This window comes from Halalkalicoccus tibetensis (genome assembly GCF_037996645.1).
Taxonomy (GTDB): domain Archaea; phylum Halobacteriota; class Halobacteria; order Halobacteriales; family Halalkalicoccaceae; genus Halalkalicoccus; species Halalkalicoccus tibetensis.
Genome location: NZ_JBBMXV010000006.1, coordinates 48,379 through 63,108 on the forward strand (window position 1 = coordinate 48,379; position 14,730 = coordinate 63,108).

The following is a 14,730-nucleotide window of genomic DNA, read 5'->3' on the forward strand; positions in this document are numbered from 1 at the left end:
GAATAATCGTTCCACTCCATCGGAGTGTTTCGATCGATCGTTTCTAATACGAGCTCCATCGAGACATTAGCACTATCCCCGTCCATGGAACCCCCTTTACACGAAACCAGATAACTCCTCCCTCTGATTAGTACACCACTCCGTCTTTGCAAAAATCTTTGAGACAACAATGATCACTGAATTGGCTCAAGTCCAGCCTGAGCGACAGTCATATCTTCTTCAGGAGACCCACCGCTAACACCGATAGCACCTATTATCTCTTCGTTGGATTCAATCGGAAAACCACCACCAAACGTGATAATACGTCCATCGTTTGTGTTCCCTATGCCATATAGTGCTTCACCGGGCTGGGCAGCTTCCCCGATCTCATCTGTTGGCATTTTCATCGCTACCGAACTGTATGCCTTGTTCTGCGATATTGTAATACTCGCAAGTAAGGCGGTTTCCATGCGATGAAAGGCAAGGAGATTCGCCCCCGCATCGGTAACCGCAATGCACATTGGAACTCCAACCTCCTCTGCTTTCTCTTCTGCCTCTGCGATCATTTTCTTTGCGTCCTCTAATGTTATTTCATCCATATTGTCACCATTCTATGAGACGACTCTCATAGCCTTTCTGAATTATAGTATTCCAGCTTAGTATAACTATGTATCATAAACCAACACGATAGCGTTGGATCGTAACCCTTGGTTGAAGAGTATTTGAGACTTCTCGAGTTTCTTTAAGTGCCTCTCATAATAGGGGTGTAGTAAGAGCGATTTTACAGGGTTTATAGCCGAGAAGGACATCTCTCTGGTTCTATATACATACAACCTACAGAGCGGCGTCTCACGAAGGTCTTGACCACCATAGAAGGAACAAAGCCTCACACGCAAACTGTGGCCCGCGTTATGGATTTCCTCGAGAAGCTCGGGAAAGACGAGGTTGAGCAGACGAAACGCCGAGGGAAGAAACTCGTAGTCGTCAACGAGGAAGCGGCCGAGCGCTATCACGATCGTTGTGACCGGGAAATCGAGCAACCCCCTGCAGAGAGCGTGATGTCCTAACAACGAACCGAGAGGAAGGCGCATAGCTGGCGACAACTACCCCGGGCAAGCCCCCTCTCCTAGTTACAACTCCGAGCGGCCCCCTCCCGTTATAGTAGTAGTAGAGGGAGTAGAAACGGGTTCGTCGGTTCTGCCTTCGGAACCATATCACACCACGGTGTGATCAGACACCTAGACCGAATCCCGTTCTGGCCCAGATCAGATCGCGAGGCAACGATCTCTACTCAGTGCTTGGAAACAGAATACATACGTTCTATCCTCGAATAACGAACCCCGTGGACGACAACGATCGCTCCATCATTGGCTTCGTCATGATCGGCCACATGATGGTCCATACCTACGAGTTGTCGATTCCAATTCTCATGACGATCTGGCTGCTTGAGTTTGGTACCTCCACAGCAGTCTTAGGCATCGCGGTTGCTGTCGGCTACGGGCTCTTCGGCATCGGTGCACTCCCCGGAGGTCTCCTCGTTGATCGATTTGGCTCACGGACGCTGATTAGTGCCTGTCTTGCAGGTATGGGACTCTCGTTTCTGGTTCTGAGCATCGCACCAAACGTTGGCAGCATCACGATCGCATTAGCATTCTGGGGCATCGCAGCGAGCGTCTACCACCCAGCAGGACTGACACTCATTAGTAACGGCGTCACAAAACGTGGCCGAGGATTTGCCTATCATGGTATGGCTGGCAACGTTGGGATCGCTGGCGGACCGCTTCTGACTGCCCTTTGTCTGCTTGTGTTCGATTGGCGAATCGCAACGGCCATCCTTGCGCTTCCAGCACTGATTGGCGCCGTCGCTGGGCTGGCTATCAACTTCGACGCGACTGCTGGGGTCGAACTCACCAGCAATACACACGAGCGACAGGGTCCGTCATCGATCAGTGAGTTCATCGAAGAAACACAGCGTCTGTTCACGTTTGGCTTTCTCCTCATTTTTCTCATCGTGGCACTCAACGGACTGTATTACCGCGGGGTTCTCACGTTCTTACCGAATCTTCTCAGTGATTTTCTGACAACAACGATCGGCGATGTTCGACTCGGTGTGTTTGCTCCGGGTAGTCCACTTGCAGACGAGTTTGATCTCGCCCAATACCTCTACGCCGGACTGCTAACCGTCGGTATCGGTGGACAGTATTTAGGTGGTCGTCTCACGGACATGATCGAGCCTGATCAGGGGCTATCGATCATGCTTCCTGTGTTAGCTGGAATAGCGCTCCTATTTGTCCCAGCCGCCCGAAGCGGTCTCTGGGGATTACTGATCGTCAGTTTCGTACTCGGCTTTGCCCTGTTTGCGATGCAGCCACTCACACAGGCGACAATCGCGAAATACTCGCGACCAGAATCACGGGGACTCTCGTTCGGGTATACCTATCTCGCTATTTTTGGAATCGGAGCTCTTGGAGCGGCGATCGTCGGCACAGTGCTCACCTATACCTCTGTATCGACGATGTTTCTCGTACTCGCAGGGTTTGCAGCGACCGGCAGTGGGCTTGCGATTTGGCTCCTACGGATTGTCGAGTCCGCCTAGCAACTGTCGGAAGCGAAGAACTCGGCTTGATTGGCAGCGACGTGCTCGCTGAATCGCTTGATCTGGACAATGTTCGAGCTGTTATCAACACTGATGGTGCCGCGAGTGCACGGGATATGGTGGCAAACACCCAGAGCTCGGAAGCATTGGGTGAAGTGGTGAACCGCGTCGAAGAGACTGGAGGCGAATCGATCACCGTCGAGCCAACTGTCAGCCCGTATAGCGATCATTGGCGCTTCTTGGAGCGAAATATTCCGACAGTCCAGTTAGGGAGCGAAAGTGATGATCGGGGACGAGGATGGGGCCATACCGAAGCGGATACGCGGGATAAAGTCGATCCGGAACATATCACTGCCCACGCGCGGTTAACCGCTCTAATGGTTCTAGAACTCACCCGTACGGACCCACCGCGGATTAGTGATAATCAACTCTGTGCTGAACTCGATGAAGCGAATCTTGAGCCAGGAATGCGAGCAACAGGCATCTGGCCCGAGGTATGTGAGTAAGGAAGTTGAGCCAGCGGTCCGAACGTGTCGACTATTTTACACTGTATCTCTATTATGATCCCGCTGTCCGCTTGCGCCAACACGTGAATATAGCTCTGCAGTGCCTCTGTACGGAATACTCACCGTTGGCCCCATTGTATTGATTGGTGGCTTGAACGCAGGTAGTGGAATCGTTGTCGCGAGTATTTCACACCACGGTGTGATCAGTCAGACACTGCCTTGTGCAACGCCATGCCTTTTTCAAAAAGCTGTGTTGCACAAGGACCCGGTCTCTAAAACACTCCCACCACGCAACGCACTCGCTTGATAGTCGGTTCCACAATCATGGTTCGGTCTCAGGGTGATTCGTGACTCTGTTGAAATCCTCCACAGATGAACTGGTAAGGGTATCTAGCGCTATATACAGGATATACAAAGCTCGGCCAGAGCCAGTACGTATGGGTAGCACGATCAGGGTAGCTACGGTGGAAGATGCGCCGGCAATCCGTGCAATCTACGCTCCGTTTGTGGAATCGACCCCGATATCGTTCGAAGTCGAGCCGCCGACGACTCAAGAGATGCGAGCGCGGATCAAGAGAACGCTCGATCAGTATCCGTGGCTTGTCTGCGAAACGGCTGACAACGAAGTTATCGGCTATGCAGCCGCAAGCGAGTTGCGAGCGACGCCGCCGTACATCTGGACGGTCGAGCTTTCAGCCTACGTTCGTCCGGATGCCCAGCAAGCAGGCGTCGGCACGGCACTCTATACGTCACTCCTGGAGACACTGGAAGAGCAGGGGTACTACAACGTCTATGCAGTGGTGACGCTCCCAAATCCTGCAAGCATCAGACTACACAAACAGATGGGGTTCGACCCTGTCGGGACATTTCCTACTGTAGGCTACAAACAGGGTGAGTGGCACGACATCCAGTGGTGGTACCGACAGCTCACAGACCCTCCCTCTGATCCTGACCCACCCCAGCCACTGTCCTCGCTTCGGGAGACATCTGAACTACGGCAGGCCCTCAAAACGGGCCAAACTTACCTTGACGCCTGATCCAAACACTGAACTCTTCGTTAGCCAGTGCATGAATCCGTGAACTCTCACTGATCGGATCATCGTGTTCATCAACGCAGACGTCATGATGCAAGCCGGGTTCAGTTGAGTTATAGAGCTTGAGTAGAACACTCTACCTTGTTTCACGCCGTTTATCGCTACCGGCACTTTCACTGGCGCGAAGAACTGCAAGCAGTCGCTCATCAAGCAAGAGGTCTGACTATGCGAGACGATTGCCGATTGCTCTCACTGAGGATCATCGCTGGACCTGGCGTCAGCCGATCTCAGCGGGCCAGCAGCGACCGAACGATCGAGAGAGTGTCCGAAGACGGGTCCTCGGGGAGGGTGATCCGCTGATCGGCTGAATCGCTGCGAAACTCCGATTCGAGATACGGTTCAAACAGCGCGATCAGCCCGGTGGGCTTGATAACCGAGCGCGCTTGATTGTACTCGATGACGCCATAATCGTCGAGTGTGGGAAGATGCGACTGATACAACGCGATGTACACGCGTTGGCGCTTATTCGAAGTCAATTGCTCGACGGGGATATCGTTCTCCCAGGCGGCAACCGCCTCGGCGACGGTGCGCATTTCGAACGTTTCCTGGTCGGGATGCGCGGAGAAATATCGCAATACGGCTCTTCGACGGCTGTTCTGCAAGAGGTGAAACAGATCGTCTTTCTTGATCGAGAGGATTCCATCGGCCGTCCCTCCGGTGACTGTACTGTCGGCAACAGAGGATGATGATTTCTGTACCCGACTGGTGATATGTTTCGCATCGTCCAGAGCAGTAGTTTTTCCATCACCTATCATATTCTAACAGAAATCACGACGGTTTATATCATCACGGTAACCAGTAAGTAACCTGGAGTATTACGTTCAGGTAATCAGGTGAGAAGACGGCTATTAACAGAGAAGGCTACAACCACCTGCGAGAGCCGCGGTCATCAACGATGAGGCAGTATAGGCAACCAAGGGGATCATAGAATGCAGAATTTTCATAGGTAGTTCTCATGTGTGTATCTGGAATCGGAGCTTGTCAAACGGGACTTTAGAGAACGGTTTGATCAATCGCGGAGCTCTGCAAGCTTAACTGGGCTCTTCGGAATCAGCAGCGGTAGTCGATTGGGTCTGAGCCGTCCCAATAAGAGGCGTTAGAACGGAACTCAGCAAAGCGTATCCGACGATGAGGAAATAGAAGTTCACAAAGGACGCGACAACCAGGAACATGGCACTTTGTATACCAGTGGGAGTTGGGTGTGCGACAAGAGGGATAAAGCCGATATGCAGTAACCCCCAGTCAGCACCGGCGGTTAAGAGCCGCCATTCGTTCCAGAGGATCGGTCCAACGGCACCCAGAAGCAAGAAGCCGATAGCAACACACCATCCAATACTGTATCTACGGGTCAGTGCCACTTTTGTGATTGAACTGAATTCAAATGCGGATCGAAGTGTTCGATTGACGGCGAAGTTCGCAAACGCGATCGGAAACAGGTAGACGCTTACAAGAAGAGTCACTCCATAGATAATCCCGACAGATAGGACGACTGCATCGGCATTCAGAGTCGAAAGCAGCGGTACAACATTTCCGAACACCCCACCAATAGCAGCGAGATCATAGACAGTCTGGACTACTGGTCTGAGGGCAATCGGGCTACCAATGTTGATCCCCAGACCATGAATGATAACGTTCTGTAGTTGTTGATCGAACGTGGAAACGAGTCCCTCCGTAGCCAGTCTGGTTGAATATAGCTCGATCCAGAAAACGAGTCCAAGCAGTGGAATGGATACATAGACGATCCAGAGTATCAAGACCCGAACTCCATCAGAAGCCAGTGTCCACCACCGTTCGAAGCGAGGCGCCGATTCCGTCGCAGTATCAGGCGCGAGAACACGGACGAGATACCCTAGGACAAATACTAACGAGAGAATGGTTCCTGTCGCCAGTAAGAACCCCCCGATAAGGAACGTCTTGATCGGATCTCGTGTCCTGAATGGATACCTGACTGCGTCCCTAATCATGAGTACCACGCTCGGCCTCGGTAGATTCGGCAGATTCAGACGATCGATAGGCTATTCCGAGAATAGTGTATGCGAGCATCGACGTGCAAAAGTAAATTAAGGACATGGCGACGATCAGGTTCTCACTGACCTCATTTGCAAGCCCGTAGAGTCCATACTGCTCGAGGATAATCACACTGAGATCGATTAGTGGTCCTTGATCAGCGATGGAGAGTTGCCATGAAAACACCGCGAGATATCCGAGCCACCAGAGCGAGAGAAACGGGAGCCAGACAGCTAGATAATGCTTATCGAACACGATCGCTCGGATTTCTCCGAAATCGAACCCGGCCGAGAAGGTACTATTGCGAGCGAAATTTAACAGCGCTGCCGGAAGAACATACCAGACAAGTATCAACAGTGTGTATGTATACGGATCAGCAGCAAGATGAACAGCTACCTGCTCGGTGGTGACTGTATTCGTTACCCCCCAACCTGCTTCTAGGGGCTCACTTGCCCCGAGGTCTTCGAAGAAGGCCCGACCACCGAACGGAATGAAAACGGCGAAGATACCACCACCGGAGATCGCTACGAGAAACGTCGCGAACAGCTCGTAGCCCTGATAGCCCTCAACTCCCTCATACACGTCGAACCAACCCAGCAGTAGGGCGTTCAGGAACGGGATACAGAGATAGATCAGCCAGATCGCGTACGCTTTGACCCCATCGACGAACAACGCCATCCATCGTTCGAAGACTGGAGGCGACTCGTCGGCGGCTGCGCTGCGAAGGATTCGCATAAAATATCCCATAGTCAGAACCATTGGGAGAACGAAAAACACGCCGTAGTACGAGAAGAAGCCACCAATCAAGACAGTTTTGACTGGTTCGTCACTACGACGTAGATAACGGATTGTCTTCCTGATCATTTCGCGTCTACAGCATAGGAACTGCTCGTAGCCGAGGGGATCTCCGTAGCGGACTCATTCATTGTATCGTATTGAGACTAGAACTGTCGTCTATCGTCTCTTCAGTTTCGGAATCGTTCTCTTCGGACTCAGCTGGGGGATCCTCGTCAGAGTCAGTGGAACTGTCGGCACCATCGGTATCGTCTGTCTCGTTGTCTTCGTCAGTCGAACCCGCTTCTGGCGATTCCGTTGTGTCGTCCGAATCGGTAGTTTCTTCCTCAGTTTCGTCCGAAGTAGGCTCGGTCGAACTATCGCTATCACCTGTCTCCTCATTCTCATCCGACTCTGGAGGGGAGTCAGTCTCTTCGTCGGGTTCATCAATGGGTTCATCTTCCTCCGGAGGAACATCTGTATCTGCACCAGTATCCGGTTCATCGGTGACTTCTTCGTCTTCGTCTTCCTCCTGTTCCTCCTGAGTATCTGAATCGTCGGCTTCATCGGTTGGATCATCAGATGGCTCCTCTTGAGTATCTGAGTCGGTAACTTCTGACTCAGAAGTCTCATCATCGGGCTCCTCTGAGGGGGCCTCTCCGGACCGCACAACAGTGACCGTGAGGTCGACTTGGTCTGATTGATCAGTTGTTGCTCCCTCGGACACTATTTCTCCGTCGATGCTGATACGAACAGTTAGTATACCTTCCCCACTATCAGCTTTCTTGAGAGACGCTCGGATAGTTCGTCCGTTCTGGCCAGAGTTGTCTGTTTGCAGTAGTTGCTGGCCATTCCCGTTATCCTCTATTGGGACTTCGATCGTATCAGGTCCACTTCCCTCAACCGTCTGGACTGATCCTGCATTTCCAACCGAGCCGGACCACTGTCCCTCATACTCAACTTCGACTATTGCAACGTCTGCATCAGATGAAACTTCAACGTTATTGCTATCAGATCCTTCTGCTCCCTCATTATCCGTTGATTCAGTGTGGGTATTTTCGTTACACCCTGTGAGTGAGAGAGACAGACCCCCCGTTAATGCGAGATATCGACGACGACGCATATTCCGAGGGTATTACAGCTAGTACAATAAACGCATCTGATCCTAACAATCATCTACATCCTATTCATTTCACATCTTATAATAACTACAAAACACGAAATAAGGCGCCAGACACCATCTATTCGATAGGAGTGTGCCCGACCGAGTTGCAGACACGGTAGTGATCGCTAACACGGCAGAATGATCGGATCAGATCGAGCCAAGAAGTAGGTCCCAGCGCTCTACAGCCCCAGAATCTAAATAGCCTCACTCTTGGTCGGGATCGTTATTACCCAACAGCGTCGGGATTCCACGTCGTTTACGGCTGAGGGTGTCAAGCTGACCGCCCACAGTCCACTTGCTGTTGGGGATGTCATCGACGACGAGACATTGACAGCGATCGGGGAACAATACGACAAGAGCGCAGCACAGATCACACTCTGGTGGCTACTTCAGCAACCGATGGTATCGGCGATCCCGATGCCTTCCTCGCCCGAGCATATCCGAGAGAACTTCGACGTGTTCGACTTTGAACTCGGCGACAAGGACGTCCATGATATATTCGATCTGCAAGACGGACTTCCAGCCGATCTCGGCGATCGGCTCAGTGTTTAACGGCTCGTTGATCGATCGCGAAGCTTCCGAGAGAGCAAAGACAGAGACAAACGTCGTCTACTCCGATTGGAGCGGGAACCGAACACGGCTCTCATTCATCCGACTCAGCGTCAGGATTCGGCGTCCTGAAGCCATCCCGATAGCAGGGCCAACAGGAGAGATCGTCGACCGTTGGGAGACAATCACAGTCCGCTGGACGAGGATCTGCTTGCTGTTCACATCGCGGTGGATGCTCAAACGGTGTTCGTTCAGGCGACAGCTTTTCTGAGCTCATGAACTCACCCCCAGATAGAACTGCCGACAGGAGCGACAGAGCGGGGAAGCTTCGCCAAACGTCCGGACAAGCTGCACGTCCTCGCAGCTAAAGCAGTTTGGGGTACAGCAGATGCTGTGATCGCGATCGCGTGTTTGTTCTCTGGATGATGGTGGTGTTACATTCGTGCTCATCTCTGATCAGTCTGAAACCGCCCGTGGTGCGAAGTACGCCTATCTGCTCATCTCCCTCGCATGCGGGATGGAAGAACAGCGATCTATTGTACTCTCGATTTCTATTGCTCTGAGGGTTATTCTGACGGGATATCGAAGAATGGAGCGTGTGACAGGCTCCACTTGATCAAAGGCCCTCTATCGCTAAAAGCACGCGCCAACCATAGTGAAAGTGAATCACAACTGGATCACCAAATGATCTCTAAGAACAGCTGTGGTAGTGACTGGTACTTTTATAGCCATCACTACTGCCAGATGGAACAATTACTAATATTCTTGCAGAAAGCGAGCAAGAAGTCGATGCTGGAGACGATCTCTTCGTTCTCAAGAGCGGCTAATTTCGCGAATTCGTTTCATAGCCTTCTTAGATAGCGACCTTTGGTCATTGCAACCGACTTCGCGAATCCCTCTCCGAACACAACCTCGGCGGCGATTTCGTGACACACTCATTTGGGGACGCCATAGTGACGACCAGAGTAGCTTTTGGACCAGCACACCCCGCCAACTATTCGCAGCGAACCTGAAGTCTCTCTGCCGGGAGATCGAGAATCCCAACTCGAAACCTGCACTCCTTCGAAGGTCAAGTTGGCTTCTATTCATCGTCCAACCCCCGCTTCGACCCGATATCCGAGTCTATAAAATGTTAATCATGACAATTAAACTAAAGTACTAGCAACGAGACAGTAATCATAACAGTGAATAATCCCTTTAGCCGTAATCGATTACGTCATAGATATCGCCATCCCACTGAGTATATTCGATATAAAAATATAATAAAATACATATGAAATTAGCCCAGAATCGTCGCCGGTTTCTCTCTACATTAGGTACTAGTTCGGTTGTCTTCACCGCGGGATGTATAGGACAGTCTGATACGAAATCAGATGATAACGCTAATCCGGATGAGACACCGTCCAACGAAGAGAATGAAAGCAAAGAAGACGATGAACCGGATTCTCCCGAACGGATAGAGCTCAAGTGGTCAACGAGCTCAGACTGGGATAACGCCCAAGAGCGCGAGGGCGTCATGAATATCAACGTTGGCGGGCGGAATGCAGAATCTCTCGCGCTGGGCTATGATCCGACGGCTGATCGGATCAGTGAGTTCGACGCGTTTTGGCCGCTCGACGAGGACGATCCCGATGCCGATACGTTTGTCGACGCACTTGGCAGTGCCGACCTATCCCACGATCCCGAGCGATGGGGGTTCACCGATGATATCGATCCCTCTACCCCAGGACTGCTTGGAGGGACATCCGTCGAGTTCAGTGGGGACGACGCTATCCTGCATGAGGGGCTCCCCATCGATCCTAGCGAAAACTGGACGATGGGGCTATGGGTATGGTTCGACGGCCCTGAGGACCAACCTCATTCAAACGCAATGATGCTGGAAAGCGTCACTGATGACGAGGCGCTCGGTCTTATGCCAAATGTAGATCCTCCCGCGTTCAAGATTGGGAGTGTAAACAATACGCCGGGGTCTGGAACGGAGATCGAACGGCAACAATGGCATTTCCATGTTATACGATATCAGGCTTCCGACACCAGAGTCCAGGGATATCTCGACGGAGAGTTCGACTACTCCATCCAACCTGAAGACGATTCTGAGGAATGGATCCCCGAGCTTCACGACGTCACGCTGGGACATCGCCGTGTCAGTAGTATGGACAAGATCTTCAACGGGCGGCTCGATTCGGCGTGGATGACTCAGGGGTTGCTTTCAGAAGACGACATTCGATGGCTTTACAACATTACCAATAAGGGTGAGGGAAAATTAACAACGATGCCAAAACAGGCGCCTCAGCAGGCTGTGAACCTCAAAGCAGCGGCCGATATCCCGGATAAAACGACCGTTTTGGTAACCATCCATCAAGACATCACCGGCAACGGCACAAGCGATACGTCACAGACTGTTGATATCAGTGACGGCGCGAACTCGTACGAGTTGGACGGATTCAAGGCGATTGATGGCGGTACATACTGGACCACAATTGAACTCAAAACGGATGACCGAGAGACTACACCCCGTGTCGAGTCGGTAATAGTACGGTGAGGATGAAGGTACCAAATCGTAGTCCTGGCACTACCGCACTAGCATAGCTTTATTTTTCTGTCAGAGCTAACAGCATTCGCTCGTCGAAATTCCGCTCGAGCCGGCCATATTTCGAAGTGTAATCGCCGTCACGTCTCGATTGCGAACACTTTCCCGGAGCGCTTGGTACTCGGGGCGCTCATCGACGTCCTGCGTGACGGTTTCGGTCGCAATACCGTCGTCAGTTACGACCAAGACTACTACGTATTGTAAACAACGCTTTAGTGTTGAGAATCCTACTCGCGAGTGATCTGTGTAATCGGAACAATTGTAGCCTCATCACACTCACGGCAAAACTCTAGCTTGTCTTTGTATGGAGCTCCACAACGCTGGCATGCATAGAGCCATAATTCTCGATTAGGATTCCGCGCATCGTACGTCATTTGATTTTCCCCCCGCTAGAATTGCCCCTTCAAATATTAAAGCTACTTGTCCATAGGAGTCGAGCGAACGCGACAGAAATTTTGCTGTGGTAGAATAAAATACATCAACTATTGAAATAATATTATATTTACCAAATTCTACCACTTGAGACTCCGATAAACGTGATCCGATCATATTATCAATCTCTCAGTGAAGATGGCTTCGGGTATACAGTCTCAGTGCCAACTTATAGCGACAAAACGATTACTGAAAACGGAGCGCTTGGTGATCCATATGAAGCAGCTGCTAAAGCTGGTAGCATCATATTGCAAGAGGCGTGGATACGTATGTTGATCACGTTATTAGTCGATCGAGTCCTCATCGGTAAGGCGCTCAGAGATCACACTTTTCAGATCGTCGTCATTCACATTGACCTCAAAGATGAATTCCTCCTCATCACCGGTCGTGACTTGGCCGAGGTTAGCACTCATCAATTCATTGTCAAAATAATACGGTGAGATTTGGGTCATCACCTGGTCATAGACGGTCTCTTCGACTTTCCTGAGGGTCTTTCGTCCTGCCGTGTCGGCTGCCCGGGCGACGTGTTCCATGGATTCGCCCGCTTTATCGGTTGGACTCTCGTCATCGTCTTTTTCCAGTTCCTCCGAGGATTCGGTAAGCTTCTCCCCGGCAGTCTGAATGTCTTCGGTAGGCGATTCACCGACCTTCTCGCCTGTTCCCTCATCGACGCTGGCCTGCTCAGCGGTTTTCTCGCTGATGGCGTCTTCAAGTTGATCGTGGGGCTTAGGACGCCATTCGTCCCACTCCGCAAACGCGTCGGGGTAGCTTGAATTCGGTTTGCTCGATGCCGTATGAATCCCTGCATCCCGGAGCGCGCGCGTGATACACTCGCCGTGTTCGATGATGTCGGCCCATGTGCCGCGGACCTTGAACCCTGAGACACTCTCTTCCATCTCTCCGTCTGCGTATGTCTTCCAGAGGTTAATTTGTTACCACATATTATACTAGTGTTCTATATTCCGAGAGGACGCGAGCAGCGAGCGACTGCAGCAGTATAAGCCTGCGAGCTGGAGTGAAAGGCTACGTTTTAGTCAATCCCATTGCCTGCATTGTAAGCTTGCTCGAGAATACGATATCGACCATGTCTTCATGTTCGACCCCGACGACCTTCGGACGCTCGAGTTTACCGTCGTTCCCGATGATACCGGCGAAGCGTGACTTATTCTTAGATGTTGGTATTTGTGTAGTGGAAACTCTCGGGTTTCTCGCTCCGCTCGCCTGTATTTCGACTACGGTCGTATCAAGGCGTAGTCGCTCAACTCCCCGGTTCGATCGTTCGTTTTTTGTGGTGCACACCGAACGATCCGCGAGAAGCGTTTGCTACGAGCGGCGAGTCGAAGTAATCTGAGAGTAGCCGGATAGTTCTCCGCTTCTGCTGCCTGATCAGAGATGATCCTAACCCTAACGCCATGACAGGTGCCACGAAAACTGTGGAGGCGTTGATTACAGCCAGTACAACAGGACGAACATGACGATGCCACCGATCGTAACAGTTGGGAGGTCGATGAGTGGCTCCGCTACCCACCCTCGACGGAGTTCGAACTCGTCGAGCTCGTCGGGGAGATCAAAGCTCTCCAGAACAACGAAGACCAATAAGTAAAATGAAGGTCGTCATACTGGAGAGGGGTACGTTCGCTCTCTCCTCTTTCACTGATTCCTCTCAGTCGTCTTCAGGATTCATTGGAGCGTGCACCCCTTGACATGGAACTCGGAGTGCTCTCCGTCCCACGTCGGAGCGACTCGCGCCCACAGTTCTCACACCGGTAGTACGTCGCACCACCCTGCTCCGGCAGCTTGAGGTGCGGACCGGTGATTAGCGTCTCCTCATCGCTGGTAGTTGCCTTGTGCAACATCGCCTTTATTGGAGGAAGAATGTTGCACAAGAGCCATATATCGGTGTATTCGTTCGCTATCGAGGGTGGTAGGCCAAGTGGGGAAGTTATACCTATTGCTACCGAATCGCCTCACCTGACCCAATCATACGAGATTCGCAGTGAGCGGGAACTGCAACGGGAGCTATCGCGCCTCTTCCAATCTGCCTACAGGAATGACGTGCCAATCGGACCTACTTGGGTCTGTGAATACACAGACCGGCCAGATTTGGAAGTAATGGCGATCGAGCTTGCGGAGAACTGAGACCAGAAAGGCGAGTCACGAGATAGAAACTTCGGACACCTCTTTTCGACTCACATTACACACTGACAGACTGTATTCGCCAGTTTGGAGGGTGATCTTCAGCGGTAAAACTACCCCTAAGAGCACAGCCTTATCTCGAGTAATAACCCCGCATATGCATGGCGACGATCTTCGAATTCGAGGTCCCAACTGACAAATTCGCGCTTGAAAAAACGCTGACCGCATGCCCGGAGGCAGTCATCGAAATCGAACGAGTTGTTGCGGATGATCCAGACCAGATCACCCCGTACGTATGGGCGCACGCTGACGACTTTGCAGCACTCGAAGACACCTTCGACGACGATCCGACCGTCGAGGACCGAATCCTGCTCTCGGAGATGGGTGACGAACGGTCGTATCAAATGACCTGGGAGGGGATGATCGATCAAATCGTTCCGCTCCTGACCGATCATGAAGGAACCATTACTCATGCCACTGGTTCGGCAGATGGGTGGAGCCTTCGCGTTCTGTTTCCGGATCGGGCAGCGCTCTCTGAGGCTCATGACTATCTACAAGAGGCGGGCTTTTCGCTGACGGTTGGAGCGATATATGAAGCCACAGATGACGGCCATATCCAGCATGGACTGACCGAGACGCAACGTGAGACAATTGTTGCAGCATTTGAAGCCGGCTATTTCACCGTCCCGCGAACGGTAACACAGACAGAGCTCGCTGAGCAACTTGGGTTATCACATCAGGCGCTTTCTGAACGGCTCCGACGGGCAACGGGCGAACTCGTTGAGTCGACGTTAATCACCGGCGGTGACAAAAAGGGAGAGTGAACTTTCCCTGCAGTATTGGGATTCTTTGAGTGGGTTGTCTCTTCGATCAGTTTTCGGCACGACCAGAAACACAGGATG

Annotated in this window: 13 protein-coding genes; 7 read left to right on the forward strand and 6 right to left on the reverse strand. The window is 51.8% G+C overall.

Features of this window, described 5'->3' with window-relative positions; all coding sequences use genetic code 11:
- Positions 1-173: 173 nt before the first annotated feature.
- On the reverse strand, positions 174-578 hold the full coding sequence (locus tag WOA58_RS16680; RefSeq protein WP_340605421.1) for a GlcG/HbpS family heme-binding protein: 405 nt from the start codon (positions 576-578) through the stop codon (positions 174-176).
- 312 nt (positions 579-890) lie between these two features.
- Between WOA58_RS16680 and WOA58_RS16685 the strand changes: the two genes are divergently transcribed.
- The 4 genes from WOA58_RS16685 (at position 891) to WOA58_RS16700 (ending at position 4,118) form a co-directional block, all read left to right on the forward strand.
- Entirely contained in the window at positions 891-1,046 is a 156-nt protein-coding gene (locus tag WOA58_RS16685; protein WP_340605422.1) for a hypothetical protein, read from the forward strand.
- Between the two features lie 275 nt (positions 1,047-1,321).
- Positions 1,322-2,575, forward strand: a complete 1,254-nt coding sequence (locus WOA58_RS16690) for an MFS transporter (RefSeq protein WP_340605423.1) — start codon at positions 1,322-1,324, stop codon at positions 2,573-2,575.
- A 26-nt stretch (positions 2,576-2,601) separates the two neighbouring features.
- Positions 2,602-3,081 carry a M28 family metallopeptidase gene (locus tag WOA58_RS16695; protein ID WP_340605424.1) on the forward strand — a complete coding sequence of 160 codons (480 nt, stop codon included), beginning with the start codon at positions 2,602-2,604 and terminating at the stop codon, positions 3,079-3,081.
- 437 nt (positions 3,082-3,518) lie between these two features.
- Positions 3,519-4,118, forward strand: a complete 600-nt coding sequence (locus tag WOA58_RS16700; protein WP_340605425.1) for a GNAT family N-acetyltransferase — start codon at positions 3,519-3,521, stop codon at positions 4,116-4,118.
- Between the two features lie 284 nt (positions 4,119-4,402).
- Here WOA58_RS16700 and WOA58_RS16705 read toward each other — a convergent pair whose 3' ends face one another.
- From WOA58_RS16705 to WOA58_RS16720, 4 genes are all read right to left on the reverse strand, one after another.
- A complete protein-coding gene (locus tag WOA58_RS16705) occupies positions 4,403-4,930 on the reverse strand; it encodes a DUF7344 domain-containing protein (RefSeq protein WP_340605426.1) in 528 nt (175 codons plus the stop codon).
- Between the two features lie 276 nt (positions 4,931-5,206).
- The gene (locus WOA58_RS16710) at positions 5,207-6,139 is read right to left on the reverse strand and encodes a DUF4013 domain-containing protein (RefSeq protein WP_340605427.1); all 933 of its coding nucleotides are present in this window, start codon (positions 6,137-6,139) and stop codon (positions 5,207-5,209) included.
- Positions 6,132-7,046, reverse strand: coding sequence for a DUF4013 domain-containing protein (locus WOA58_RS16715; RefSeq protein WP_340605428.1), 915 nt, complete (start codon positions 7,044-7,046; stop codon positions 6,132-6,134). Before WOA58_RS16715 ends, WOA58_RS16710 begins: the two co-directional genes overlap by 8 nt.
- Before the next feature lie 58 nt (positions 7,047-7,104).
- Positions 7,105-8,079: a hypothetical protein gene (locus WOA58_RS16720; RefSeq protein WP_340605429.1), complete on the reverse strand. Its 975-nt coding sequence runs from the start codon at positions 8,077-8,079 to the stop codon at positions 7,105-7,107.
- A gap of 252 nt (positions 8,080-8,331) precedes the next feature.
- Here WOA58_RS16720 and WOA58_RS16725 point away from each other — a divergent pair, with 252 nt between their 5' ends.
- Both WOA58_RS16725 and WOA58_RS16730 read left to right on the forward strand, forming a co-directional pair.
- Positions 8,332-8,673, forward strand: a complete 342-nt coding sequence (locus WOA58_RS16725; RefSeq protein ID WP_340605430.1) for an aldo/keto reductase — start codon at positions 8,332-8,334, stop codon at positions 8,671-8,673.
- Positions 8,674-9,943: 1,270 nt separating this feature from the next.
- Complete coding sequence (locus tag WOA58_RS16730) at positions 9,944-11,212, forward strand: LamG-like jellyroll fold domain-containing protein (RefSeq protein ID WP_340605431.1); 1,269 nt, start codon at positions 9,944-9,946, stop codon at positions 11,210-11,212.
- 764 nt (positions 11,213-11,976) lie between these two features.
- Here WOA58_RS16730 and WOA58_RS16735 read toward each other — a convergent pair.
- Positions 11,977-12,588: a DUF5828 family protein gene (locus tag WOA58_RS16735; protein WP_340605432.1), complete on the reverse strand. Its 612-nt coding sequence runs from the start codon at positions 12,586-12,588 to the stop codon at positions 11,977-11,979.
- Between the two features lie 1,401 nt (positions 12,589-13,989).
- Here WOA58_RS16735 and WOA58_RS16740 point away from each other — a divergent pair.
- Complete coding sequence (locus WOA58_RS16740; protein WP_340605433.1) at positions 13,990-14,652, forward strand: helix-turn-helix domain-containing protein; 663 nt, start codon at positions 13,990-13,992, stop codon at positions 14,650-14,652.
- The last annotated feature ends 78 nt before the right edge of the window (positions 14,653-14,730 follow it).

Coding starts and splice junctions, on each gene's coding strand:
- WOA58_RS16680 (WP_340605421.1), bottom strand. CDS start 578: ATGGATGAAATAACATTAGAGGACGCAAAGAAAATGATCGCAGAGGCA.
- WOA58_RS16685 (WP_340605422.1), top strand. CDS start 891: ATGGATTTCCTCGAGAAGCTCGGGAAAGACGAGGTTGAGCAGACGAAA.
- WOA58_RS16700 (WP_340605425.1), top strand. CDS start 3,519: ATGGGTAGCACGATCAGGGTAGCTACGGTGGAAGATGCGCCGGCAATC.
- WOA58_RS16705 (WP_340605426.1), bottom strand. CDS start 4,930: ATGATAGGTGATGGAAAAACTACTGCTCTGGACGATGCGAAACATATC.
- WOA58_RS16710 (WP_340605427.1), bottom strand. CDS start 6,139: ATGATTAGGGACGCAGTCAGGTATCCATTCAGGACACGAGATCCGATC.
- WOA58_RS16715 (WP_340605428.1), bottom strand. CDS start 7,046: ATGATCAGGAAGACAATCCGTTATCTACGTCGTAGTGACGAACCAGTC.
- WOA58_RS16720 (WP_340605429.1), bottom strand. CDS start 8,079: ATGCGTCGTCGTCGATATCTCGCATTAACGGGGGGTCTGTCTCTCTCA.
- WOA58_RS16730 (WP_340605431.1), top strand. CDS start 9,944: ATGAAATTAGCCCAGAATCGTCGCCGGTTTCTCTCTACATTAGGTACT.
- WOA58_RS16735 (WP_340605432.1), bottom strand. CDS start 12,588: ATGGAAGAGAGTGTCTCAGGGTTCAAGGTCCGCGGCACATGGGCCGAC.
- WOA58_RS16740 (WP_340605433.1), top strand. CDS start 13,990: ATGGCGACGATCTTCGAATTCGAGGTCCCAACTGACAAATTCGCGCTT.